Below are 24,295 nucleotides of genomic sequence, written 5' to 3'. Positions count from 1 at the left end.
GAGGGGCATAAATGCCCCTTGGGGAATTTCTGACGAAATTCCTGCGCCCCGGAAATTCGTCTGACGACGAATTCGCTGTGGTTTTTGCCGGGGCGCTGACGCGCCCCTTTGTTTGCGTGTGAATTTGTCTGACGACAAATTCGTTAGGTTGATTATCGTGGGTGGTTTTGGTTTTTTGCCTGGCGGCCAAAAATTGTTTTTGTGTTTTGTTTGAACCGCTGGCGCGGTCTTTTTGGGGTGTTGGTTTTCTTTCGGGTGTGACGTGTCGTCATGCCTGTTGGCATGACTGTTTGTTGGGTGCTGGTGCTCATGTGTTCGTGCGGCTGGCGCCGCTGGTGTGGGCTTGCGTCGTGTCGTTTATGGGGCGTTGTGTGTGGTTGGACTCGCTTGCGGTGTCTTGTTGGTGCTCGTCGTGTCGGCGTACTCCCACTGGTTTTTGAGTCTGTTGTTTGCTGTACGGGGGTTCGAGTGTTCTGGGCCCGTGGTTCTGATGGCCTTCGTTGCTGGATCTTGTCTGCAGCTTTGCGGGGTTGTTCGGCTTGAGCGGTGGGCGCTGACGCGCCGTGTGCTGGCCGGCCTTGTTGAGGTGGCGGTGTTGCTCGCTGGGCAGCCGGGGCGTCGGGGCTCGTACGTGTGTGGGCTCGGCGATGCGATGCGAGGGGCCGGGCGTGCGGTGAGTTGGTGGGCGCGCTGGGGGCGCATTTCATGAATCGTCCTGAACTGCATTGACATAGAGGGGTGTTGGTAGAACGGTTCGATGGAACGAAGCGCAGTACCTGTACGGCTGGGGGGTCGGCATGGGGGCGTACGACGAGACTGGCGTGTCCCGGCAGTGGCACGAGCGGAGCAGTAGCTGGCTGCGGTTGCTGGTCGAGGTGCCGGAGGCGAGCCGTGGGACCGTCTTGGGCTTGCGACGGCAGGTCGGGGAACGGCTTGGTTGTGACGCGTCCGGCGACCGGTGGCGGGTGGGGCCGCTGTTCCCCGGAGCGTGGAGGGATGCGGATCTCGGCAGGTTCTTCGAAGTGAGTGGTGCCGTCGTCGCCACTTCCGCCTATTCGCTGCAAGCTCTCTCTTACGATCTGGCCCGTCGGCTCGATCGTGGCGGGCCGTGGCGGACCGAGCCCGATCTGCCGCAGAGCGTCTACCGGCTCGGCCCTCCTCGGCGGAGCGTGGGCTTGTCAGCTGCGGTTGCCTCGCCTGCTGTTTCAGCCGCGGATACGTCCGTTCCTACGTGGGCCTTGGACAACATCAGGGCCCGGATGGCCTGGAATCTGCCGCCCGGTCCTGGCGGGGCGGCCCGGGGCGCGGGCGTGCGCATCGGGCATCCTGATACCGGTTACGTGCTCCATCCGGAGCTGGAGCCTGACGCGCTCGATCTGATGAGCGACCTTGATCTGCTGAGCGGCGATGACGACGCCCGTGACCCGCTGGTCAAGCGGTGGTGGTTCCCGTTCGACACCCCGGGGCACGGCACCCACACCGGTAGCGTGATCGCGAGCCGGGAGCGGGGACAGGTTTGCGGTGTCGCCCCCGAGTCGACTCTGGTGCCGATCCGTACGATCACGAGCGTCACGCAGGTGTTCGACGGTGATGTGGCCAAGGCCGTCCGGTACACCGTGCAGGCCGGCTGCCAGGTCGTCTCCCTGAGCCTGGGCGGGCTCGGCTTCAACGGGCTGCGCGCTGCGATCCGGCATGCGGTCGCGCAAGGGTTGATCGTCGTCGCAGCGGCCGGTCAGCGTGTGGGGTTCGTCGTGGCGCCCGCCGTCTATCCCGAGTGCGTCGCGGCTGCGGCGAGCACCGCCGACGACCGGCCCTGGCCCAGTTCCTCCCATGGTCCGGCGGTCGACATCTGCGCACCGGGCGAGCGGATCTGGGTGGCCGAGGTGGATGCCGCTTCCCGGCCGCCGGTGTTCCGGGTGAGCAACACCGACCACGACGGCACCTCGTACGCGACGGCACACATGGCTGGCGTGGCGGCGCTATGGGTGGCGCACCACGGACACGCCGAGCTCAAGGCGCGTTACGGCGCCGAGCAGATCCAGAGCGTCTTCTTGCACCTGCTCGGTACGGCGGGGCACCGTCGCCCGGCCGGCTGGGACACCGGCCAGTGGGGTGCGGGCATCGTGGACGCCGAAGCCCTGCTCAGCGCTCCCTTGCCGGCTGCGGTGCCAGTCTTGCGGCGGTTCACGGCGGGTGCCGATCTGCCGACGCCGTGGGAGCCGTTGGCCGTTGTCCTGCCCGAGCTCGGCGCGGACGAGATCGAGGAACGGCTCGCCGGTCTCGCCCGGCATGCGGCGCGGCCTCTCGTCGACGTCACGGCGGCCGGGGTCACTGCCTCCTACGCCGCCGAGATGGCCCGCTTGCTCGCCGAGAACCCGGTGTTGCGTGCCCGCTTCGTCGAGGACAAGCCCGGTACAGCGGCCGGTCTGCTGCTTGCGGAGATCGGGTCGGCCGGTTCGTGGTCTCTCGCCGACGCCGTGGGCTGCGCGTCCCCGCGCTGGGTCTGAGGTTCCCCGGGGGCCTGGCCGGACTGTGCGTGCCCCTCGTCATCCCTTTTGCTTCCCTCTCCCGCCCATCTCGTCAAGGAGGTCGACCATGCCCGAGGACGGCACCCGACCCGAGCCCGAAGACCCTGCCCTGGCCGGTGAACTGCGCGATCTGGCCCGAGGCCTGACTCTCCAGCTGACCAACGACGCGATCCCCGACGACCTCGACGCGGCGGCTGTGCGCGCGACCTTGAACGAACTCGGCCTGCCCAGTGCCCACGTGAGCGATACGACGCTGGACCGGCTGCGCGAGCGCTCCCCCGATGTCGTACGGCGCTTGTCTGGTGATCCGTCGCTGGCCCACCGCTTCGACGTCGAGCTGGTTGCCGTGGCCAACGAACTGGACCTGCCCCGCCCGCCGGGCCGAGGATCGGGCCCGCGCATCTCGGCCCGGCGGGCCCGCTACACCGGGCGGGGTGATGCGACGGCGGCCACCGCGCTCCTCGACTCCGTCATGGCCCGCACCCTCGACGATGCCGCCTTCGCCGGCGCCTGGCAGGCCGATCCGGTCGCAGCGCTGATCGTGCATGCCGCCGACGTGCCGCCCTGCGTGCTCTCCCTGGCCATCCGCCGTCTGCTCGGCGTGTCCGCCAGCTCACCCACGGAGGTACTGTCATGACCTTCGACGTCCATGGCGGCTACGATCAGTGTGTCTTCCTGGATCAAGGCCTCGCCCAGATGCTCGCGCAGAGCTCCTTCAGCCTGGACGCCTTCCCGTCCAAGGCGATCGACAAGGACCAGGTGCGCGGCACCGTCATCTTCACCCCCGTCTTCAAGTACCTGTACTTCACCACCGAGCCCCTCTTCCCGCTGCGTACCTGGGCGCCTGCTGGTGCGCCGGAGCAGCAGCGTGCTCGGCCGTGGCCGCTGGAGGATCGCGGCGACACCGACACCGTCACCGTGGTCATCGAGCTGTCCGCCATGATCCAGCTCACGGCCTATCGCCTGGGATCCGAATGGATCGATCTCCAGCCACGGTTCGACGAGGAGACCGAGGCCGCGGCCAAGGAGCGGCTGATGAGCCGGTGGCGGATCCCGCTGCGCGGCTATCTGCGCATCACCGACCGTGTCGAAGCCCGCCGCCTCATCGTCCGGACCGAGCGCGACGATGCGTCGGTCACCAAGGAAGCATGGTGCGCGGTGATCGACTTCCGCCCGGACGCACAGCGCGGCCACCCTCTGGTGCGCGTGTGGCTCGACCCGTACGTCACCTTCGCCGAGACCACCGAGGCCGTCGCCGCGATCCGCTACGCCGACCCCGACCTGGCCGACATCACGGCCGAGATCGCCACCGAGGTCCTGCCTAACCTCGCCGGCCTCAGTGACTGGCGGATGCCCGAGGCCGGCCTGATGCCGCTTGCCGTGACCCCGCTGGAGGGCATCCCGACCGACCCCAAGAACCTGGTCGTCCGCACCCAGGCGCAGCCGTCTATGAGCGTGCGTACCAGCCACCTGTGCCTGCTGAACCGCATCAGCGGCAGCGAGGGCAACCCCGAGTTCGCGGGCCGGGCCCTGACCGTCGCCCCCGGCGAGCTGCAGATCGCCGTCGCGCACCGCTACCTGCTGCAGGACCAGGTCGTGGGTGCCCTCGGCTCGTCCGGGGTGCCGGGCCTGACCGCGAAGAGCTTCACGGACGGCTATCCGCTGCGCCTGCGCTCGCCGGTGGAACTGCCGTCCCTCAAGGGGGCCACGCCGTACATCGAACGTATGGCGGTGTACGTCGACGAGGGCGGCACGATACGCATCCCCATGTTCATCCGCGTCCAGCACGCCGCCTTCGAGGCGTGGGCCACCGCGGACATCGCGCTCACCTTCGCCCCGACCATCACCACCAGCAGGGGAACGCCGGTGTTGCGCCTCGTGCCGTCCGTCACGTCGGACGTCGCAATAGGCCACGTGCAGATGGCCTGGTGGGTGTGGGTGCTCGGCGGGGTCGGTGTGCTGGCCGCCGTGCTGAGCGAGATTCTGCGCTCGGTCGTGCGCCAGCAGCTCCTCGGCGGCATCCGCGACGCCCTCGCCGTGTCGCCGACGCCCACCGAGGTCGCCATCCCCGGCGGCGTCGACTTCAGCGTCGCCCAGTTAAGCCTCAACCAGCCCGCCGCCGAGGAGGACCCCGCGGTCGACGGGTTCTTGGCGACCCGCCGGCACGACCTGGTCATCACGCTGACCGCCGTGCGGCTGCCCGCGGCCCTGGACATCTCCTGCACCGCCAAGGACTCCGCCGACCCCGGCAACCGGCTGGACGCCGTGGGCGGGCTGCTGCCCAGTGGCCGGCCGTGGGCGATGAGCATCGACGAGGCGGTCGCCGCGGCCCGTACGGGCACCGTGTTCACCTCGGTCGCACCGGCCGGCACCCGCGCTGCCGTCCGCGTCGTCCAGCCGCAGGGACGCCCCGCCTACCTGCAGACCGTCCCGGACGCCGATCCCGCGAACAACCTGTTCCGCCTGCCGAACTGCCCCTGAGGCCGCGGCCGACGCCGGCCCGAGCCACACCCCTGGGTGCAGCTCGTCCGGCCCTCACTCCATCGTGTGCATCTCGGTGCGGTCGACGCTGAAGTCGCTCGCCGGTGCTGTTCTCGGCGAGTCGGTGAGCGAGGTCGTCTCCTTGAAGGCCTCGACGACGAGGTCCGTGGTCCGCGGCAAGCCGGTCGGCAGCGCGTCGCCTTGAACGCTCCCTGCTGCATGGTCTATGCGATGGGAATCCCGTGTGAGGGGGGTGGCTGGGGTGGGCGTGGTGGTGACCTGTCGCTGACCGACGGCCGATGGGCGCCGGGGTGTTGCCGTGGGCTGCCTGTGTCGTCTTGCCGTACGTGTTAACGCAGTTCGGCGCCCTGGTGACGCAGAGCGTGACGGATGCACTCACGGGTCGTCACAGAGTTGATGCGAACGTGCTGGGCTCGCTCCTCGACGCGGGCTCGTACGGCGGGAACTCGGCCGTGGTGGGGATGCGTTGGGAGGACGTCTGGGCTGTGCCGTTCCGAGCATCGTGGAGCGGAAGGACGTGTTCCTCGGTCGCGTTCCGGTTGTCGATGCGGCGAACGACGCACTGGCGAGCCGCTTGGATTGCCTGTGTGAGCAGGCGAGATGCTCAACGGGGCCTGGGCTGGGGCCCGGTGAGTGATCTTCAGAAGTGGCTCACGGCTGCGGACAGTGGTAGCGCGTAGGCCATGATTGGTACCGAGGGCCTCTCGCACCTCGAGTGTCAGCTGCAACTGGCACATCGAGGTCACGGTGCTCGAGCAAGACCCAAATCCCTGTCTGGACCAACGGATGAAAGGAGATTCCCGCAGGTGGCGTCGCTACGGCGGCGCCACCAGCGCACCCCGCGTCGGGGCCCTCACTCCGTGACGTAGAGCCATATGGAGCACGATGTGCAGCAGTTCAGCGATTCTTCGAACCCCGGGGACGGGCCGTTCATCATCGTCAACGGCCGGATAATTCCCTACAACCCCACCCCCGCGCAGGACACGGGCGATGTCCCGGCCGGCTCGACGTTCTCGGCGTTCCCGGCCGAGCCCGCCGCGCCGACGGGCCCGTTCATCATCGTCAACGGCGCCATGCGCCCGTACGAGCCGGCGGCCCCGGCCGTGCCGGTGCCCGGCTCCGCGCCGGTGCCCGTCCCCGGCATCGTGTCCCCGCTCACGGCCGGTACGGCGGGCGGCGCGGCCAACGGCACGGCGCCCGCCGTGTCCTGGACATCGGTGGCGATCACGGCGATCGTCGCCGCGGTGGTCATCACCTGCATGCTCCTGGGCATGTCGACCGAGGCGATCGTCGCGGGCATCGTGCTGATCGTCCTGCTGGCCAATCACGTGCGGACCGCTCTGGTCTGACGTCCATCCCTTCGGTCGGGGCCCTCTCAGGGCCCCGACCTTCGGGCCGGACGAGAGGAGACCGGTGATGGCCCGTACCCCCGACCCGTTGCCTCAGCGGGACGATCCGGTGATCAACCTCGCGAGTTTCCTGCGGTCCACGCAGGCCGCCGCGAGCACGGTCACCGAGTTCATGACCTTGAAGAAGATCTCGCAGCTCTGCGGGGTCTCGGAGGGCTCGCTGTCCCAGGCGCAGAACGGCGATCCACGCGTCACATGGCGGACCGTGGAGGGCTGGGTCCGCGCCTGCGGCGGTGACCTCACGACCGCACGTCGCCTGTGGAACAAGGTCCACGAGCTGCAGCGGGCGTCGGCCCCCGCCGACGCGGCCGCCGTGCAGGCGAGGGCCTTCGGCTACTGGGACCGGTCCGCGAGCCGGGCGGTCGTACCGGGCCTGGAGAGCGAGGCGCACTTCCTCCTCGCTCTGACCGCGCTGCGTACGTACCTGGGCATGTCACTGCGGGAGCTGGCGCAGGCCACCGCGCGCCTCGATATCCCGTACAGCCGTGCCACCCTGGGTGCTGTCCTCGCCGGAGAGCGTCCCATGACCTTCGAGCACCTAGCCGCAATCCTGGCCGGGTGCGGTGTCCCGGTACGTCAGCAGCAGGGCTGGGCGCGCACCTTCGCCAAGTTCAACGCGGCTCGTGACGTACGTACCGGCTGGAAACCGTGCTCGTTGCGCAGGTCGCGCACGGTGGAACCGAGCGGTGAGCAGGTCGTGAGGGAAATCCTCTCCTCTCCGGCGCGCACGCGCTTCGCGAACGCGCTGGAGCGGGCGCTGGAGGAGGAGAAGGTGACCATCAACATTTTCGCCGCGCGCGCCAAGTTGAAGATGGTGCTCGTCGACCGTCTGTTCGCGGGCAAATTCCTGCCCGCCCACATGCTCGCCCGTGCGAGCGAGGCGGCCGTCGGGGCGAGTCCCCGGACGCGGCGGGAACTCACCGTGCTGGCCCGGGCGCTCGTGCGCTCCCCCACGCCCGAGGAACGGCGGGAGTGGGGCCAGTTCTGCCGCGAGCACGGCGTCCCGGAGTCCTGGGCCGGGTAGCCGGCGGCCGCTCTCCCATCCCGGGGCGGGGTGCGAGGTCCGTGTTGACCTCGCACCCCGCCCCTCTTTTCTTGCTTCGATGCCGCGGCGGGGGCGGGGCGTTCGGCGTACGGCCGGTGCCCGTCATGGCGACACTCCGTACCGGTCGCCGGGTTGGATGCTGCGTCTGCGGGCGTGTATGCCGGTTGAGGCGTTGGGTCGTTGCCTCGGTAGGTACGCCGCAGGCCATGAACGCCGCGATCAGCCGCCAAGAACGGACACCTGGTCTGTCCTCTTGGGCAGTCGCCCGTCGGCTGTCCTGGTCGTGCCGCGGCCGGATGTCGCGGCCTGCGGGCGCCACGGTGCCGGGCACCAAGAACGGACTTCTCGGTCTGTTTTGGGGAGCCGGCCGCGCCGAGGTCGCCGGGTATCAGGGCAGGAGAAGGTCGCCTTGTAGCCGGATGCCACGGCTGGGCGTCGTCGACGGCATGACGTACGGCGCGGTCATCGTTCGGCGCCTCGGAGTTCAGTCCGTGAGCCGCGCCCCCAGCCGCGGCGGCGCAGTCGGCGGCAAGGCCACCGGTGTCATCATCGCCCTGCTCGTCATGCAGGTTGCACGATTGCCTCGGCGCGGTCCAGGCCGCCCTGCCCAGCTCGCGCCTGGCGGGCGGAGCCGGTGAGGGTGCTCACCGTGGCCGGAGGTCGCGGCGGGCCGGTGCGCCTGCGGCTGGCCGTGCCCTGCCGCCTGGTGGCGCGGCGCGGGCAGCACCCGGGGACGATGGTCGGCAACGGCAGTCCGCCTGCGAGGGTGACCGGGCCGTGCGCGAAGTGATGGAGTTGCGAGGCAGCAGCGGGCGGCACACACAGGGGGTTTTCTGCGCGGCGAGACGCCGCGGCTTTTCGCTATCGTCAGGGAAGTGCGTGGCGCCCTCATCCGACTGGCCGCCGTCCGATGGGACCGCAATTCGGTGTGCTCACGAGTCGGGCTTTTCCTGTCAGAACACCCGGGGTAATCGGCGCGCCTACCCAAACGCATTTTTATGAGGGTGCAATATTTTCTCTGCGGTTCGGATTTCGACGCCAGGGGGTCTTCTGCAGACCCGCTTCGTTCCGTCGCCCTAGACTCCCTCACCTTCCTCAATAAATCAATTTTGTTCACGCGAAGGAGCCGTCGAGAGGGTTTATGGCTCGCATGGAGCACACAGAATATTTACTAGTGTAAATTTGCTTCTGAATCTCTCGCCAATGCGGAGGCTGCCTCTCCAGGAGGTGCGGATCATGCGGGTGCGACACGTCAGACAGCGCCGCCTCGCAACAACGCATGGCTGAGGGGGCCGGGTTGCGTGACCGCCTGGCTGTGTCGGCGGCCCTGGGCCCTGCACGGCCTCAGGCTCCCGGCTCGCCACAGGCCCGCTCAGCCCGTTTTCCCATTGCTACGTCCGCAGCAGTGCCACGTGTCGTGCAGGGCGCTCTTCGCGGCGTCGACGAAACGGCCGAGTGCCGCCCAGTAGGGGCTGTAGCAGGCGTCGAAGCCGGCTTCTGCGCCTGCCTCTGCAGCGATGACCGAGTTGAGGGCCTGATACGGATCGGTTGTTGCCTGTTTCACCGCGTAAGCCGCGGCAGCCGCCTCGTCCGGTCCCTCCAGTTCAATGACCCGCACGGCCCGCCTCAGATCGCCGTAGGTGTCCCGAATACGGTCGCGGAGATCCTGCAGCGATGACGACCGGCTTTCCGGGTCACTGATGCGGTGGCAGCTCAGCCATGCGCTGGCCTTGCTGGATGAGGTCCAGGTGGGCCGCCCGGCGAGCCTCGTGCAGCCGCTGCAGCCGCTGCATACGCTGCGACGCCGTCGCCGCGTCAGCCTGGATGCGGGCTGCCCTGGAATTTCCTCTGCTGGTCACCCAGCTGGCGACCACAGCAGTCCCGCCGGTGAGCGCGGCGATCCAGAACGTATTGTCAGCCACGCACCGCAGTGTCCGCGGCCGGCCGTGCGGGCGCCAGAGCGCGCGCGGCTTCCTACAAGCGGCTTCCTGGGAAGTCCTGCAGGGCGGGTAACCCCGTAGGCCAGGAGCAGGAGCAGGACAGATCGCATCTCAGGAACCTCCGTAAACCACGATGGCACGTCGGCAGTCTGTGGCTTGATTGGCAACAAGCGCACTAGGGCTTCGCGGCCTGCGGGCCGGTCCGGCGGGCACACGTCTTCGGTTCAGGGCTTTGGGAGTCGCCGGCCTGCATAGTCACAGGTCAGCGGCATCGGCTACGGGCGTTGCTCCGAAGCGCTGCTGGCGTCAGACGGGCTGCCGCCGCGGTGGGATGGAACGGGCCAATCTCCATCCCCGCGCATGGGCGGGACCCTGCTGCAGGGTCCCGCCACACACACAGAGGCGCAGGTGAGGCTGCAACCAGCACCCACGCGAAGCTTTCGTCACCCCGTCTGGACCAACAGATGAATGACGAAGAGCCGGCACAGGAAGGCCCCTGGGGGCAAGCAACCGTGCCTGAAGCGACCATACGCGACTCGCTTCTTGGCCCTCAGCATGGGCGCTGGGCCCGACGAACCGGAAACCGGCGAGACAGCGCGGGACAGAACTGAAGAACAGGGGTGCCTGACCTGCTCAAATGTGATGGCCGTCAAGGGTTGTTCAAGCAGGCCAACGGGCTGGGGACGGTGGTGAATTGATACGCAGTTGGCCGTAACCAAAGAGCCGCCACCGACGTTGTCTCGTTCGGCGGACGTGCGCCAGTTCTGAGCGGGAAGACGAGACAGCTCTGAAGAAGGAGCCTGCAGCGTGCCTGCAGGAGGGCCACGTCGGCGAAGCTCACGGTCTGTGCCGAGCCTGCGCAACAGCCGCCAGTGCACCACTGCCGCCCTCCTCCAGCTGCGGCCGGGAAAGGCTGCAGCAGGCGTCTGACGCCTGTTGTGGCTTTGCTCTGGGCGGCGGCTACCGCTTGCCCCCGCAGCCGGCACAGGAGGTTAATTCTGGCAGTGCCGGCCAGGCCGCCGCAGGACTGCTGGGCAGGGAACTGCGGGAGACGGCCTCGTTTGCCAAGGAAGAGGCAGGACTGTCGGTGCGAGCTCGCAGTGCTGCTGCCTTCCCACGGGCACTGGCTTCTCAGGGGCGGGAAGCCGTCCCTGAGAAGCTCATCGGAGCAGATCGGCCCTAACGACAGTCGCGTCAATAGCTATAGCAATTGTTTTGTTCTCTCGCTTTTACCTGGATTCTCCCGCTGTTAATCCCGTCAGCTGGGTGTGACCTGCTGCAGGATTGCCGAAGAGGTAGCCCCCGGGTCGCGTGGCCGATGGGGTCCCTCCGGCCTGCAGCAAGAGGGCACCGTCCTTCAGGGCAAGGGCACTCACCCCCGCAGCACGCCGGACGGGCAGGTTCGTCCGCTCTTTCGTGCACGGCGGGCAGTGCGGTTGCCCCGGGCAGCAGCATGGTGGACGTGATCACCACTGCGCTGCTCATGGGGAGGGCGGCGAGATCGAGGGCAGGCGCCGGAAGAGCTGCTGAACTACGGCAGCCACAACCTCCTCAAGTAGCCGACCGGTCACACGACCCCGGTCAGGGCGCTGTGTCGGCGACGGCGCGGTGCGCGTTGGCACGGCAGGTTGCGCCGAGTACCGTATGAAGCAGAACCGTCATACGGCACTCGGCGGTGAAGCCCTCCCTACAGTGACCTTCGCTGATCTTGCTGTCCTCCGACTTGATCCGCCGGCCAGGCCCCCGGTCGGCCGTCACTCGCCGGCGATCGTCTTCCAAGCTTCCCGGAAGAACGTCTTGCCGGCTTCGAAGAACGCCCCCTTCAGGAAGTCGCGACGCAGCGGCGCGGTGTCAGCGGAGCGTTCGGGGGCCGTGGGAACGGATGTGGCATCAGCCGGTCGCCGGGTGGGGTCCAGGAGTGATGGATGTTTCTGCGGGGGCACCGACATGGAGCAGCTCCAAAGGGTTGTGGACGGAGGGACGTTACGGTCGGCCGACCTGTCCACCAGCCTGCGGCGTGTCAGGACCCGGAATCCGAGCTGCGCCCGGTTGCGCTGAGTCGCGCCAAAGTCACGTAAACGGGAGAAGTTCTGCGCGATGCTTGGTCAGTGAGGGACGAAGAGAACACGGAACGGCGCACACCGCGGCCACGGCCCGTCCGGCCTCCAGCCATCGCCCCAGGCCCTCTTGGCGAACTCAAGTCATTGTTGTACGAGCTTTACGCACACGCTGGCGCGCCGGCTACGGATGAGATCTCGGACGAGATCAAACAGGACGACTCCCTGCCGGACGCGCCGAGCGGGGACACCGTCCGCAGGATCCTGTCGGAGCCCGCTCTTCCGCGCCGGGCCGAAGCTGTCGTGTCCGTGGCCACCGTCCTGGCACGCCAAGCCGGACGCGACGAACGGGCGGTGGTCGACAGCGTCCGGCAGCTTTGGGCGAGCGCCCTCACACGGGAGACGGGACGCGCTCCGGCCCCTTCCTCGGTCCCAGCGCAGGGTCCGTCGTCCGGTGGATCGCGATGGTTCTTCCAGCACCTGCTCGACTACCACACCGAAAAGTTCGCGGGCCGCGACGGCGAGATCAGCGCCATCCGCGACCACATCGACGAGCACGACCGCGGATACGTCTTCGTCGACGGGCTTTCCGGGTACGGCAAGACGTCGTTGCTGGCCATGCTGGTCCGGCAACAGCCCAGCTACCTCTACCACTTCATCAGTCAGCGCTACAAAACAGCAGGCGGCGCCTTCGACCCGACCCTGCGCGACCATCTGCTCTCCAACCTGTGCGAGCAACTCGACCCGCACCGCGCCGCCCCCATCGAAGGGGTCGCGTTGACGGACCGGTTCCTCGAAGTGGTCCAGAGCGACCGCGGGAACCCGACCGTGCTGGTTCTGGACGCCATCGACGAGGTGGACAAGCACCCCAGCTTCCTGCGCGGTCTCCTCCCGCGGCGCCTGCCGAAGAATCTGTTCGTCCTCCTGTCGGCCCGGTCCCAGGGCGAGCGGTCCTACCTCGAAGAGGTGGGCCTGGCACCGGACGGCACCGGTCTGCGGGTGACGCTCGGCGGCCTGGACACCGACGCCGTCCGGCAGCTGCTGCTGCACCACGCAGGACCGGCCGGTGCCGCCCTCGGCCAGCGGCCTGGCTTCGTCGACGCCCTGCACGACGTCTCCGAGGGAGACCCGTTCTACCTACGGTTCCTGGTCGAGGACGTGGAACACGGCAGGCTCACCCCGGAGAACATTCGACGGACCCCGAACGGCCTGTACCCCTACCTCGACGAGCAGTTCGAACACCTCCACCGCTCCGTCGACAGCGGTCTGCACAACATGGTGCTGGGCCTGATCCTGGAGGCGTACGGCCCCCTGCACCGCTCCGACCTGCTCCGCAACGTTCCCGGCCTGACCGGCGGGAAGCTCGATCAGGTGGTGTGTGACGTGCAGCGGTTCCTGTTGCGCACCGGCGAGCACAGGCAGTCGTACACGTTCTGTCACAACCGGTTCAGGGAATACTTCCGGGAGAAGCACTAATGCCCTCGTTCCGCGAGCGCGTCGCCGAAGGGATCGCGCAGGGCACGTACCGCAGGCAGTTGGCGGAGGACGCCCGACAGTGGCGTTCGCACCGCAGCGACTACGCGCTCTCCACCGTGGTGCGCTATACCGTGGAAGACGACCTCGCCGACGAGGTGCACGAAATTCTCACTGATGAGCAGTTCCGTGAGCTGCGTCTGGCCCGGTTCGGTGTGCTCGCTCTGCGCGACGACCTCGACCTCGGCCTGGAGTACTTCAGCCGGGCCCGGCCCGACCTGCTGCGCTACTCCCGGCTGCTCTTCCGCCAGCGGTCGGCGGAGCGCGACGACGCGTACGCGTCCCTGCACCGGCGGCACTGCCAGGGCTTCGCCGACTTCCTCCAGCTGGACGTGCCCGCTGCCGACCGGCGGGAGATCGGTCTGGAGCGGGCCCTGCACCGGCTGTTCCCGATGCGGCTAACGGACGAGGACGACATTTCAGAGCCACCGGTCGACGTGGATCTCACCGGGTACCACCTGGGTACGTGGTCCTGTTCGTGCGGGAGGCTGAAAGGGCACGCTGCCCGTTATGACCACGCCTGCGACTGCGGAGTGATATCCGGCAACGGCCGGCTGCCCGCGCAGGGGCGCCGGTGTCACGGGTGCGGAACTGTATCCGCGTATGTCACCTGCGAACTGTGCGGAACACGGGTGACGTTGAGCCTGTGGTGGCAAATCCAGAAGGGCAGCGTGCACCCCTCCGACTGTCGGATCCCGCTCACCCTCGAGCTGCGGATCCGTCGGCCGGGGCGGCCGGCGGACCTCCGGTGTCTGGAGTTGATGCAGCTGCCGTTGATGCTGGGGCTGACCGAGCGGGGCGACGAACTGGTCTTTGACCTGCCGGACATGCTGTGGGTCAGTGACGTCCGGGACCGGCACGGGCAGGATCGGCCGACCGGGCAACTCGTCGCAGTCGCCGATCACCCCCGGTACGATCGGCAGACGGACGTCGAACGGATCCTGCAAGCCGCCTTCCGGCGCACCGTCACCGGCCGCAACCGTCCGGCCGGGTCCGAGCTGCGGACCGTCATCGCCGCGCAGGCCGGAATCCGCCGCCCCGGGCGGCGTCGCTGGCAGACCGACGGGTTCAGCGCAGGGTTTGCCCGCAGGGTGGGCTACGCCCTCGCCGCCGAGCGGCACGAGGAAGCTGGCCTCGCCCGCGGCGCCGACCTGTACCGGCCCTGTGTGGTGGCCGTGTGCCCAGGCCTCCGGGGCGATGCGGCCCTGGTCTCACTGGAGCTGTCCACGCCCGGGACCCTTTCCGGCTCGGGCCTCGACAACGTCGGCGTATCCCTGCGTGCGACCCCGCTCGGGCTCGACGAGCTCACCGCCGAGCCGCCGGAGGTGATGCCCGACCTGTGCGGGGCGCTGGCCTCAGACGGCATCGTGCTGCCCGGCGAGACGGTCGAGCCGGGTGATCTTCTCGTCGGCATCAGCACACCCCGCACCGAGGAGAACCTGACCCCGGAGGAGCGGTTGCTGCGCGCGATCTTCGGCGAGAAGCTCCCCGATCGTCGGGACGCGTCGTTCCGCTGGGCCGGCCGGCACCCGGCGAGGGTCCTGAGTGTGCACATCAGTACTGCGGCGTCCGAGTCCTTTGAGGTCGCCTGGCATCCGGCACGGGTGGTCCAGGATGAGGTGTTGCGCCCCGACGAACGCGCCAGGATCAGCATCAGCCTGGCGACGGCGGACCCCCTCGAGACCGGCGACGTCCTGTACGGCCCGGACGGCTCCAGGGCGGTGGTGTGCGGCACCCAGAACGGCCACGGGACGGACGTACTCGTCGGCCCCGACCACCTCTGGGCAGCCGAAGAGCCGACCAGGACCGTCGGCGTCCGGCTCCGCCCCGACGAGCGCTCCCGATCTGTCGTCCGCGCCCGGGCGACAGGCCCGTACTCCATGGTCACGCAGCTGCCGGTATGGACCGACGCGAGCGATTCGGGGCAACCGGTCCGACTTGCGGATCTGGCGTGGCTGTTGCGACACAGCGCGAGCCGAACCGCCTACGAGATCCATGTGCTCCGGAGTGACTTCATCGACGGGCGCCTCGGCTTCTACCAGCTCCTGGTCGAGGGCGGGACCTCGTTGCGGGAGATGCCGATGCCGCCGTCCGAGCAAGCATCGACGCTGGAGTCCGCACCGCTCGAGGCAGTCCGCAACTGGGGCCGCCTGCTGCGCGCCGCCTGCGTCGAGCCCGTGTGGCACGGGGACCGGCTGTCGTTCCGGGCCATTGACGACGAGCAGGTCCTCGCCGCGTCCTTCGGCGAGGTGCGGAACGGTGACATGGTGGACCTTCGGACCCGGCTCCCGGTGCCGGCCGGCCTGGCTTGTCAGAGCGTCTTCGGACCGGTCCGCGACCACAAGTGCGGCTGCGGGAAATTCCGGAGTTCACGTCACGCGGGTGACGTCTGCCCAAAGTGCGGGGTGGAGGTGACAGAGAGCAAGGTCCGGCGCCGACGCATGGGCCACATCGAACTGGCCGCGCCGGTGGTTCACCCCTGGTACAAGGACCGTCTTGGCGAGGCTCTCGGCCTCGACCACGGGACACTGGCCGACCTCATCCACGAACGGTGTCACGTCGTCAGGGACGGCGACCGCGACGAGTTCGTCTTCCCGCCCGCGGGGGCGGGGCCCCGCCACGACGAGGACCGGCTGTGCTCGGGTGCGGAGGCGGTGAGGCTGATGTTCTCCCGGCGAGGGCAGGCCCCTCCCCGGGGCGCGCTGCTGCACAGACTTCCGGTGCTGCCCGCCGACCTGCGCCCGGTGATCGTCCACGAGGGGCGCCTGCACGGCAGCGCACTCAACAACCTGTACAGACAGATCGTCTCGCGCACCTCCCGACTTCGTCGGCTGATCACCATCGAAGCTCCGTCGCAGGTAATCAGTCATGAGCGCACCCGACTTCAGCAAGCCGTCGACGCGCTTCTCGACCCGGGCGAGGGTGCAGCGACGCTCGCCGACCTGACGACGATCCTCCCCGGTCGCAGCGGAGGTTTCCGAGAGCGGCTCTTCGAGCGTCCGACGGATTTCAGCGCCCGTACCACGCTGGTCGCGGAGACGACCGGAGACCTGGACGCGGCGCTGCTCCCCGACCGGCTCGCCTGGACGCTCCTGGCGCCGGTCCTGATCGGAAAGCTGGTCGGCACCGGGGACAGCCCGAACATCGCTCTCGCCCGGCAAGCCGTGCGCGACCGCACCCCGCAGGCATGGGCGCAGCTCCAGACCCTCTGTCAGCACACGACGGTGCTGGTCTCGGTGCCGGGAACCCGGTGGCCGCTGTTCGGCGTACGCGTCGGCCGTCTGACCGGCGACCTCTCCCTGAAACTGGATCCGGGCCTCTTCGATCACCTCGGCTGGGACCGGCTCGGCGCTCCCGTCAGGATCTTCCCTCTGCTGACCGAGGAAGCCGCTACGGAGGCCAGAGGGGCGCTTCTCCCCAGCATGTTGCTCCACGACGGCGGTACCGGTGGCAGCGAATCGACCGACCTGCCTACTTCCCTGCTCGGCCTCGACCAGGAGCACCTTCCGAAGGAGATCGTGCGGATGATCGGGACCGGGGAGTCGGCTCACCTCGACCGTCTCGACCGGTTCCTGCTGTTTCCCGAGTGGGAGCATTGACTCCGAGCGCGGGAGGGGATCATCAGACCGGCTGACCGCCCCTCACGGCACCTCGTGTCCATGGACGGACGGCCAGCCGTCAGACGACGGACTCCTCCCCCGCGTACCAGGGCAGCACATAGTTCCATGCGAAATCCCAAGTGCGTTGCAGGTCGTGCCGGGTGCACAGCGACGGGCGGATGCCGGAGGCCAGGTGCCCGCGGTCTGTCGTCGTACGGGTGCTCGAAGGCCCGCTCGCGGTCGTGACGGAGCCAGGAAAGAATCTTGAGTGTTCTGTTAAGAAGGGGGACGCGTCGGGCCTATGAGTAGGCGAAGGCCTCTTCGGCTTCGCCCAACTCGTCCAAGACAGAGGCAAGATGACGTCCCAGATTCTCGACTACGTGACCGTCGGTACGGCCCTGGCACCCGTGCTTCACGCGGTGTGGAACCTTCCTCTCCTCGCGGGCCTGCGGCGACGCGCGCGGGGGCAGCGAGTCGCTGCCGTCCCGGCCGGCACCGGGATCTGTGATCCGGCAGCCCTCACGGTCGAAGTGCTGAAGGGACTGCCCGCCGGGGCGGCAGTGCACTACGAAGGTCCGGACGGCTGCCGTCTGACGGTATGGCGGATAGCGGATCCGTCCGGGCATCGGGGCCACGGGACGGAGCGCGGCCTGTGGTGAGCCCCGACGGCCCGGCGTCCGGGCCGTGCGCGTTCGACTTCGAGAACATGACGGATAATCAGTTCCGGCAGATGCTCAACGAGGTCGTGGCCTCGTTGTCGGGCTTCCGCGACCTCAGCCACGCCGCCCGTCAGGACATTGCCAACGAGGCTCTCTACCAGGTGCTCAGCAGCGGGCGGCTGGACCCCTCCCGGCAGCCGGTGGCCTACATCAAGAAGACCGCGAGGCGGCTGGCCCTCAAGTGGGCAGTGGAACTCAAGAGCGAGACGCTCATCGACGACGGACCGCGCCTGGACGCGGCGGCCACGGCCGCCGCGTCCCGAGAGGGCTGCGGCAGCACTGATCCCCAGGAATGCGTCGTGCGTGATGCCTCGCCCGCTGACCGGCGCCTGTGGGGACCCACCGAGGAGGAGGAACTCCTGGGCGCGGTCGACGACGCCATCCGCGACATCAGCGCCCCGCAGACGCGGGCGGTGGCGGAGATGCAGCGCCAGGGCATGCGGGCCCCGGACATCGCCGTCGAGATCGGAACCACCAGGAACCAGGTCGATCAGCAATGGTCGCGCGGCCGCCGGAAGATCCGCAGCGCCCCCGCGGTCAGCGACCGTCTGCGGCCAGCGCACATCATGCCGCCCCGATCACGGCCCGAGGACAGTAGCTGATGGACAACAACGACACCCGCCGGAGGACGACCACCGACACGGAGGACGCCGTGGAGAGCACCGCGTACGCCCGACTGCTGAAGCTCATGCAGGAGCCTGCCGATTACTGGGACCGCCCTGACGGTGAGTGGGGACCGAGGCATGCCAGTGCCTCCGGCATCCCGGCCAGCACGGCACGGGCCGACGCCAACAGCGCCTACCGGCTCGCCACCAGGGCGCTGCGCCGCGGCGAGCTGGACGCCGCCCGCGCAGCCTTCACTCTCGCGCTCACCGAGCAGCACCCCGGCGCTGCATTCCGGGTCGTCCTCACAGAGCCGCGGCGTCTGAGGGTGTTCATCCCGACGGGCGGCGGCAAGACAGCGAGCCTTGTCTGGGTTATGGAGCATCTGATGGCGGCCGCCCGGTGGGGCCACGCGGATGCGCAGCAGCTCCTCAACGGCATCCAGGCCCGCCCGCCGCGCACTCTGGAACAGATCCTGGCCGATGCACAGCGCCATGCGCCTGCTGCGGGCGAAGGCCTGTGGTCGCGCCTCACGTTCACCTGCCCGCCGCTCACGTACGAGGCACAGGACGACGAGTTCTACCCGACCGTGCGCGATGTCCTCGCACGGCTGCTGAAAGCACCCACTGCCGCACTAGAAGCGGGCCCTTCAAGCCGTGCCCGGGCGCTGCCCGCCGGCCGTACCCGGATCGCGCTGCCGCCCGCCTCCTCGGGCATCTCCCGAAAGCCGCTCGATGTCTTCGGTGGCTCCCGGAGCGAGGGCCAGGTGGAGAAGCCTGCGGTGCAGGATCTCAAATGGGTGGGCACAGGTGAGCACGCCCCTCTGGTTCCCTTCATCCGCCGCTCGCCCTTGGGTAAAGCCGCGCTGCTCAGGCTCTACCCTGATCAGTGGCGGACTCCGGAAGCCCGCAGGCAGGATCTGGCCGGGGAGCAGCTCCTGCGAAGCACGGCAGAGGCTTCGCAAGGGAATGCGTTCCGGACGGCAGACGGCGTAATGCCCGTCGTACACGACGCTTCCTTCCCTGGGCATCTGGAGGGTCTCTGGGAGGGTGTCCTGAGCCACGCCGTGGTCATTCTGACCGAATACTCCGAGGCGGCATGGTTGTCCGCCAGGGCACCCAAGGTCCAAAACGTTCCGGTCTCCGTATGGGCCTCGTCCGCCAGGTCGGCATTTGGGCTGGGGAATCCTCTCACCGAATGCCCCCGAGCCCGGCCGGCCTCCGCCTGGACGGTAACTGTCGCCGCAGACGGCAGCGTACGGGTGTGGGATCCCGCGAGCGGGCTTCTGATCAACTGCCTGAAGTCGGACAGGCATGCAGGGCCAGGGCGCATCATGCCGGTGGGCACGGACCGCGCCAGACTGCCCCTGTACGACCCCAACTCGCCTACCGCCCTGTTGGAGTGCCCCCCAGGTGAGATCGGGTGGCTCAACGCGGTCATGCTGCAGGTTGTACATCCAGGCGAACGTGAGGTGGTGTTCGCCTACACCGTGGCTGCCGGGCGAACGTGGGAGGAGGCTGCGGCTGTCCTCGGAGTTCGCGATCCGGCCGCCGTCGGTGAACAGGTTCGTCGCAAGGTCAAACGGCTGGCCGCAGAACAGCAAAGCCGTACAGCTCAACGGCGGGTGGAGTATCCAGGTACTTCCGCCGCAGATCCCGGTCCCAGCAGACTGGACCCGCCGGTGGCGGCGATACTCTCGATGCTCTGACAAGAGACATGGGTACGGGCTGGAGACGATGATTCGACGGCGCTATGCCGATCGGCGTCTTCGAATCAGTGGTGATGATGCCAGGTCAGCAACAGCTTCACAGGGGTTACAAGGGCCGTCGGCAGCTGTGTCGTCGTGACGACTGCTAGTCCTTTGGCCTGCACGGGGAGCTGAGGGACCTGCCGGAACGGCACTCAGCCCGATGGGCCGGCCCGCGTGCCCGGAATGCCGTCGCCTGATGAGGGATTCGGCAAATCGGACTGATCCCGTCGGCAACGGATCTGGGCGCGCAGGTGACAATGAGGCGTGGCACGTATCGTCCTTTCTGCGCCGCCGGTCGACAGTGAGCAGACCCGCAGCTTTCGCACTCACGCCTCCTACATCCGCGCCTTCCGCGAACTTGCGCTCGGGGAAAGCACATTGCCGCTGGAGGATGCTGTCGCGGGTCTCCATGCGTCTGCGACGCCGTTCCTGTTCATGCCTGATGGGCCACCGCGCACCTGTGACCGGGACCAGCTGATGGCATGCCTGCGCCGCGCGTGGGCCACCGCCCGGCTGCTCGAGCACACCCATGCGCTGGCCGAAGACTCGGAGATCATCCGGCTCGCCAACAGTTGGGGAGCCGTCCAGACCTACTACGTCCTCTACGGGGCGGCCCAGGCTCTTATGGTCGCCGAGGGCGGCACCCGTCCGCAGTCGCATGAGCCCACGAAGCGGCGCTACGTCGATCTGTGGACCTCACGCAGTCTGCAGATCGCGCCGTGGACTCTGGCGGCGACGTCCCCGGGGAGCAGACTCGCCGACAGGGACGGCATCCTGGGCGGTCCCGGCCGCGCGCTGGACTTCGACCTGCATCCGTGGGTGGCGTGGCAGGGCGAACAGGCATGGGACATCGCGGCCAAGGCCCTGCGCTCCACCCGCCAGTTGCTCGTCGACGACCGTCTCGCCAACAAGCGGCGTGAAAAGCTGGCTGCCAAGAAGAAGCAGTGGCGCCTCGATGAGAAGGTCCGCACGGCATCGGGCCGCAAACCCGCGGCGGAGCCGAAGACGGTCAGGCTCACCACGGCGGAGCGGGAGTCTGCGACCAGCGCGGTCCGCCCGGCGACCATGGCGGACTATCTGTACCGGCTGCGGGTCAAAGCCAACTACGAGGACGTCACCGTCTTCTCCGATGGCCCATCCTCGGATCACGAGGCTACCGAGGTGGGGGCGGACCTCGTCGCCTTGGCTTCAGCGACGCTGCTTGTCCACGAGCTGCGGATCGCTGCGATCATCGGCATGAACGACCTGGTCAAGGCCATGGACGCGGTTCTCCTGCACGCATCCGGGGGATCCACCGGTGGCTTGGCGTGCCGGCGGGATCTGCATGCCCGGCTTTCCTGAGCAGCTGCTCCTCGCTGCTCCCCGTGGCTGAATCCTGTAGGCGGTGTGCCCACGCAGGTAACCCCCGTCCGTGACGCTGGTGCTCGACGCGGACGAGGAGCAGATCAGTCTGGTCAGCCGCGAGCGGCTGCGGCCAGGTACGTCTCGGTCACTAACCTCCACGCGATGATGCTGGGGAGAAATGCAGGAACCGGCTGGCGAAACTAGAGGCTTCATCGAGGGATCACTCACCCGAGCCCTGCCGGCCTCCAATGGCTGCGGCCACTCAGCCTCCCAATCCCTCCAGGTCATCTCCAACCGCAAGGCCGGCTGACCGCCAGCGCGCGACTCGCTCCACCAGCACGGCAGCCGCCTCGTCGAGATCAACAGCTCTGCTCCATGAGTGGATCATCCCTCGTGGGCAAAACCCCTGCAGTCCAGGACGTGCGGTCATCGGATCGCGCGACACCAGCAGCCCGGCGTTCCTACTTCTCAGCAACATTTCCGGAGCCACACCCCAGCGGTCGTTCCCCAAATCCGCCAAGAACCGTTCCCGCTTGTGCCTTATGCAGCCATACGTAGTAATAGTGTCGGAGCCGGCCTGTCGTCGGGGCACACCGCAAGCGGTGATAGCACTGCACAGGGCCGCCGCGCTACCGCTTCGCGACAAAAATGAACGAAGCTTCTTCCGCGCCCAGTTCTGCGACCTCGCCGCCGCCGCTGACGAGGACCCCTCCAGCCGACTCGGTCACGCTGACCACGGAACCAGGCTGCACTCCCGCCCGCCGTAGCGTGTACATCAGCTGGACGTCGGTCTGGATCGGCTCACCGAGCCGCCGGACGACCACGGTCTTACCGTCCAGACCTGGGTCCAGCTCGGACAGCGACACCATGCCCTCGTCGTCCAGGAACGAAACGGCTGTGTCTGTCTCAGAAAGCTCCTCCAGGCCCGGGATGGGGTTTCCGTACGGCGACTCGGTGGGGTGGCGCAGCAGCTCCAGGATGCGTCGCTCCACCGCCTCGCTCATCACGTGCTCCAAGCGGCAGGCCTCGGCGTGCACCTGCTCCCATGCCAGGCCGATGACGTCGACGAGCAGACATTCGGCGAGCCGGTGCTTGCGCATGACGCGCGCTGCTTGCTGCCGCCCCTCGTCCGTCAGCTCCAGATGCCGGTCCTTCGCGACCTCCACCAGGCCGTCGCGCTCCATCCTCGCCACGGTCTGGCTCACCGTCGGACCGCTCTGGTCAAGCCGCTCCGCGATCCGGGCGCGCATGGGAACGACGCCTTCCTCTTCCAGCTCGAAGATGGTGCGGAGATACATCTTCGTGGTGTCGACCAGGTCCAGTGGCGGAGACCCTGGGTTCGGTCCTGCACCGCCGACCATCGACGGCCGCCATCCTTTGTCCCTGAGAGACTCCTCTGTCTCGGCCGACTCTGTCGCGGAAGAAACGGGCGGCTGAGCCCGCACAGGTGAGGCCGGGGGTGTCACCGCTGTGCCAGAAGATGACGCAGAGCGACGGATCCCCTCTTTGATCTGCTCAAGTCCGGCACGGGAGTTGAAGGCGACGTCCAGGGCCTGGCCGACGGCTGCTTCTGTGTCCTGCAGGGCCTTGTCGAGTGCGTCCTGCGGCGTGGTGGCGTCGTCAGTCATCGTTCTCCTCCCCGTTCGCGGCGAGAAGTCTGGCCCGGGCCTGGTGGATGAGGTTGCGTACGGTGCTCTCGGAGACTGCCATGTCGGCGGCGGCCTCCGTGGTGGAACAGCCAGCGATGTGGACGAGGACAAGTGCCTGTTGCTGCCGTTCGCTCAACTGGCCGACTGCTTCCAGCATGCCTTGGTAGGCCTCTTTGAGCACGACATGATCTTCGAGGAGGATGCGGTTGTCTGCGGGTTCGGTGTCGTCCAGGGGAATGTGGCGGGTGTCGTGCCGGCGAGCGAACAGCACATGCCGGACGGCCGTTTTGATCAGCCATCCTTTCCAGTTGACGATCTCGTTGAGCTGATGGTCATGCATGTGTTCCCACGCTTTGATGAAAGCGTGCTGGGTGGCGTCCCAGGCGTCCGCGGTACACCCTGCTGAGGCCAGCGTGGCCTTGCGCAGCACTGCGGGGTGGAAGGCTTCGTAGAGTTCCTCGATCTGCCTTTCCCACGTATCTGCTGCTGGTTGCGGCTCGGGGAGCAGGGGCTCGTCAGCTGCCGCGCTCATCACTGCTCCCGACCGCCGGGGGAAGGGTGATCTCCCACTCTGTTGTCGCCCTTCCCTGGCTGTCGACCGATTTGAAGCGCACCTGGGTTCCGTCACGTCCCTGCCTGAGTACGGCGGTCACTGCGCTCCATCGAGCACGCTCGCGCAGCCGGTACGCAACCGCACCCCCTATCGTGCCGAGCACGGGCAGCAGTGTGAAGACCGCCGGCCACGCATGCTCCCCCATCACGATCACCGCTCTCCGTCGCTACAACTGCGCACGTCTGTTAGAGCTTTGGGATCTTCAATCCGTCTAGGCCGCGACGAAAGGCTCAAGCGGGTGCATCGTGCCGAGCTGCTTGGACGAGTGCCTCTGGGCAAGCACCGGCGGCTAATGCAAGGCCCCCTGCTGCCCTCAGCCGCTTGTTCGGGCAGGATCACGGGACTTGGCCGGATGGGATTGCTAAGGACGTCGCGGGCAAGGTGCCGTTGCAGGTCGTGTGCCGGAACCGGCTGACCGGGCCGACCTGTCGCAGGACGCCTCGGCTGTGGGCGTCATCGAGGAAGGCCATCAGATCGCTGGGAAGTCGTGATGAGCCCCCTGCCCCGGGGTTAGTTCTCTCCCGCCGCGTCGGAGACCAGGGCCCTCACCAACTCTGCTGCCCGGCTTGCCTACCCCAGCATCCAGCAGCCCTGGAGCCAGCCCCGCGCTCGAGTAGCGGAGCCTCGTTGAGGCTGCCTCTTGGCCGTCATCAGCCACCTGCGGCCGGTCGCCGAGACTGTGCATGACGTGCTGTGAGTCGCAAAAGATCACCGCGGCCCGAGGGCCCGCCGGCACCGCAGCCGAGCGCGAGACCTCCGTCCGCGAGGACTTGCACATCTGGCGGACCTGACATGGCCCAGGGCGTCCAGCCTCCCGCCAAGGGACTGGCTGCACTCGACGCTGACTGCCCTGCGCGGCTGATCTCCAGGACAGAAAGATGGCTCGCGCTGCGCGGCCGGCCGCCGCGATCGGGCCTGCGGTCGCGGTCACCGAGGCCGCGCAGCGCGAGCATCTGAAGCAGTCCATCGGCCGAGTGAAGCGGAAGACAGGGAGCGCGTCGAGG

17 protein-coding genes are annotated in these 24,295 nt (G+C 68.1%); 11 read left to right on the top strand and 6 right to left on the bottom strand.

Annotated features, from left to right (window positions below; translation table 11 throughout):
- Window positions 1-1,310: 1,310 nt before the first annotated feature.
- The 3 genes from K4G64_RS18935 to K4G64_RS18925 all read left to right on the top strand — a co-directional run bounded on the left by K4G64_RS18935 (window position 1,311) and on the right by K4G64_RS18925 (window position 5,009).
- A complete protein-coding gene (locus tag K4G64_RS18935; protein WP_221757199.1) occupies window positions 1,311-2,507 on the top strand; it encodes a S8/S53 family peptidase in 1,197 nt (398 codons plus the stop codon).
- Window positions 2,508-2,595: 88 nt separating this feature from the next.
- Complete coding sequence (locus K4G64_RS18930; RefSeq protein WP_221757198.1) at window positions 2,596-3,165, top strand: hypothetical protein; 570 nt, start codon at window positions 2,596-2,598, stop codon at window positions 3,163-3,165.
- Window positions 3,162-5,009, top strand: coding sequence for a DUF3892 domain-containing protein (locus K4G64_RS18925; RefSeq protein WP_221757197.1), 1,848 nt, complete (start codon window positions 3,162-3,164; stop codon window positions 5,007-5,009). The genes K4G64_RS18930 and K4G64_RS18925 overlap by 4 nt, the downstream gene beginning before the upstream one ends.
- 54 nt (window positions 5,010-5,063) lie before the next feature.
- Here K4G64_RS18925 and K4G64_RS40240 read toward each other — a convergent pair whose 3' ends face one another.
- Window positions 5,064-5,189: a hypothetical protein gene (locus K4G64_RS40240; RefSeq protein WP_260460647.1), complete on the bottom strand. Its 126-nt coding sequence runs from the start codon at window positions 5,187-5,189 to the stop codon at window positions 5,064-5,066.
- A 728-nt stretch (window positions 5,190-5,917) separates the two neighbouring features.
- On the opposite strand from K4G64_RS40240, the gene K4G64_RS18920 reads away from it, so the two are divergent.
- Together K4G64_RS18920 and K4G64_RS18915 are read left to right on the top strand one after the other, a co-directional pair.
- Window positions 5,918-6,379: a hypothetical protein gene (locus tag K4G64_RS18920; RefSeq protein ID WP_221757196.1), complete on the top strand. Its 462-nt coding sequence runs from the start codon at window positions 5,918-5,920 to the stop codon at window positions 6,377-6,379.
- A gap of 67 nt (window positions 6,380-6,446) precedes the next feature.
- On the top strand, window positions 6,447-7,463 hold the full coding sequence (locus tag K4G64_RS18915; RefSeq protein WP_221757195.1) for a helix-turn-helix domain-containing protein: 1,017 nt from the start codon (window positions 6,447-6,449) through the stop codon (window positions 7,461-7,463).
- A 1,393-nt stretch (window positions 7,464-8,856) separates the two neighbouring features.
- On the opposite strand, the gene K4G64_RS41075 is transcribed toward K4G64_RS18915, so the two are convergent.
- The 3 genes from K4G64_RS41075 to K4G64_RS18905 form a co-directional block, all read right to left on the bottom strand.
- Window positions 8,857-9,102: a hypothetical protein gene (locus K4G64_RS41075; RefSeq protein WP_308122422.1), complete on the bottom strand. Its 246-nt coding sequence runs from the start codon at window positions 9,100-9,102 to the stop codon at window positions 8,857-8,859.
- Window positions 9,103-9,178: 76 nt separating this feature from the next.
- Window positions 9,179-9,406 (bottom strand): hypothetical protein, encoded by a 228-nt coding sequence (locus K4G64_RS41070; protein WP_308122421.1) that lies wholly within the window; start codon window positions 9,404-9,406, stop codon window positions 9,179-9,181.
- Window positions 9,407-11,178: 1,772 nt separating this feature from the next.
- Window positions 11,179-11,373, bottom strand: coding sequence for a hypothetical protein (locus tag K4G64_RS18905; RefSeq protein ID WP_221757194.1), 195 nt, complete (start codon window positions 11,371-11,373; stop codon window positions 11,179-11,181).
- Window positions 11,374-11,784: 411 nt separating this feature from the next.
- Between K4G64_RS18905 and K4G64_RS18900 the strand changes: the two genes are divergently transcribed.
- From K4G64_RS18900 to K4G64_RS18875, 6 genes are all read left to right on the top strand, one after another.
- A complete protein-coding gene (locus K4G64_RS18900; RefSeq protein ID WP_221757193.1) occupies window positions 11,785-12,957 on the top strand; it encodes an NACHT domain-containing protein in 1,173 nt (390 codons plus the stop codon).
- Entirely contained in the window at window positions 12,957-16,613 is a 3,657-nt protein-coding gene (locus K4G64_RS18895) for a hypothetical protein (protein ID WP_221757192.1), read from the top strand. Before K4G64_RS18900 ends, K4G64_RS18895 begins: the two co-directional genes overlap by 1 nt.
- Window positions 16,614-16,969: 356 nt before the next feature.
- Window positions 16,970-17,272, top strand: a complete 303-nt coding sequence (locus tag K4G64_RS18890) for a hypothetical protein (protein WP_221757191.1) — start codon at window positions 16,970-16,972, stop codon at window positions 17,270-17,272.
- Complete coding sequence (locus K4G64_RS18885) at window positions 17,269-17,934, top strand: RNA polymerase sigma factor (RefSeq protein ID WP_221757190.1); 666 nt, start codon at window positions 17,269-17,271, stop codon at window positions 17,932-17,934. Before K4G64_RS18890 ends, K4G64_RS18885 begins: the two co-directional genes overlap by 4 nt.
- Entirely contained in the window at window positions 17,934-19,643 is a 1,710-nt protein-coding gene (locus tag K4G64_RS18880) for a hypothetical protein (RefSeq protein ID WP_221757189.1), read from the top strand. Before K4G64_RS18885 ends, K4G64_RS18880 begins: the two co-directional genes overlap by 1 nt.
- A 306-nt stretch (window positions 19,644-19,949) precedes the next feature.
- Window positions 19,950-21,026 carry a hypothetical protein gene (locus tag K4G64_RS18875; protein ID WP_221757188.1) on the top strand — a complete coding sequence of 359 codons (1,077 nt, stop codon included), beginning with the start codon at window positions 19,950-19,952 and terminating at the stop codon, window positions 21,024-21,026.
- Window positions 21,027-21,658: 632 nt separating this feature from the next.
- Here the strand turns inward: K4G64_RS18875 and K4G64_RS18870 are convergent.
- Both K4G64_RS18870 and K4G64_RS18865 read right to left on the bottom strand, forming a co-directional pair.
- Window positions 21,659-22,390, bottom strand: coding sequence for a metal-dependent transcriptional regulator (locus K4G64_RS18870; protein ID WP_221757200.1), 732 nt, complete (start codon window positions 22,388-22,390; stop codon window positions 21,659-21,661).
- Window positions 22,391-22,649: 259 nt separating this feature from the next.
- Window positions 22,650-23,210 (bottom strand): RNA polymerase sigma factor, encoded by a 561-nt coding sequence (locus K4G64_RS18865; RefSeq protein WP_221757187.1) that lies wholly within the window; start codon window positions 23,208-23,210, stop codon window positions 22,650-22,652.
- Window positions 23,211-24,295: the final 1,085 nt, after the last annotated feature.

The sequence above is a fragment of the Streptomyces sp. WAC04114 genome, from assembly GCF_019733245.1.
GTDB classification, from domain to species: domain Bacteria; phylum Actinomycetota; class Actinomycetes; order Streptomycetales; family Streptomycetaceae; genus Streptomyces; species Streptomyces massasporeus_A.
This window is presented reverse-complemented; position numbering and strand designations above follow the sequence as displayed.

Coding starts and splice junctions, on each gene's coding strand:
- K4G64_RS18870 (WP_221757200.1), bottom strand. CDS start 22,390: ATGGTCGGCGGTGCAGGACCGAACCCAGGGTCTCCGCCACTGGACCTG.
- K4G64_RS18865 (WP_221757187.1), bottom strand. CDS start 23,210: ATGAGCGCGGCAGCTGACGAGCCCCTGCTCCCCGAGCCGCAACCAGCA.
- K4G64_RS18880 (WP_221757189.1), top strand. CDS start 17,934: ATGGACAACAACGACACCCGCCGGAGGACGACCACCGACACGGAGGAC.
- K4G64_RS18930 (WP_221757198.1), top strand. CDS start 2,596: ATGCCCGAGGACGGCACCCGACCCGAGCCCGAAGACCCTGCCCTGGCC.
- K4G64_RS18890 (WP_221757191.1), top strand. CDS start 16,970: ATGACGTCCCAGATTCTCGACTACGTGACCGTCGGTACGGCCCTGGCA.
- K4G64_RS18925 (WP_221757197.1), top strand. CDS start 3,162: ATGACCTTCGACGTCCATGGCGGCTACGATCAGTGTGTCTTCCTGGAT.
- K4G64_RS18895 (WP_221757192.1), top strand. CDS start 12,957: ATGCCCTCGTTCCGCGAGCGCGTCGCCGAAGGGATCGCGCAGGGCACG.
- K4G64_RS18915 (WP_221757195.1), top strand. CDS start 6,447: ATGGCCCGTACCCCCGACCCGTTGCCTCAGCGGGACGATCCGGTGATC.
- K4G64_RS18905 (WP_221757194.1), bottom strand. CDS start 11,373: ATGTCGGTGCCCCCGCAGAAACATCCATCACTCCTGGACCCCACCCGG.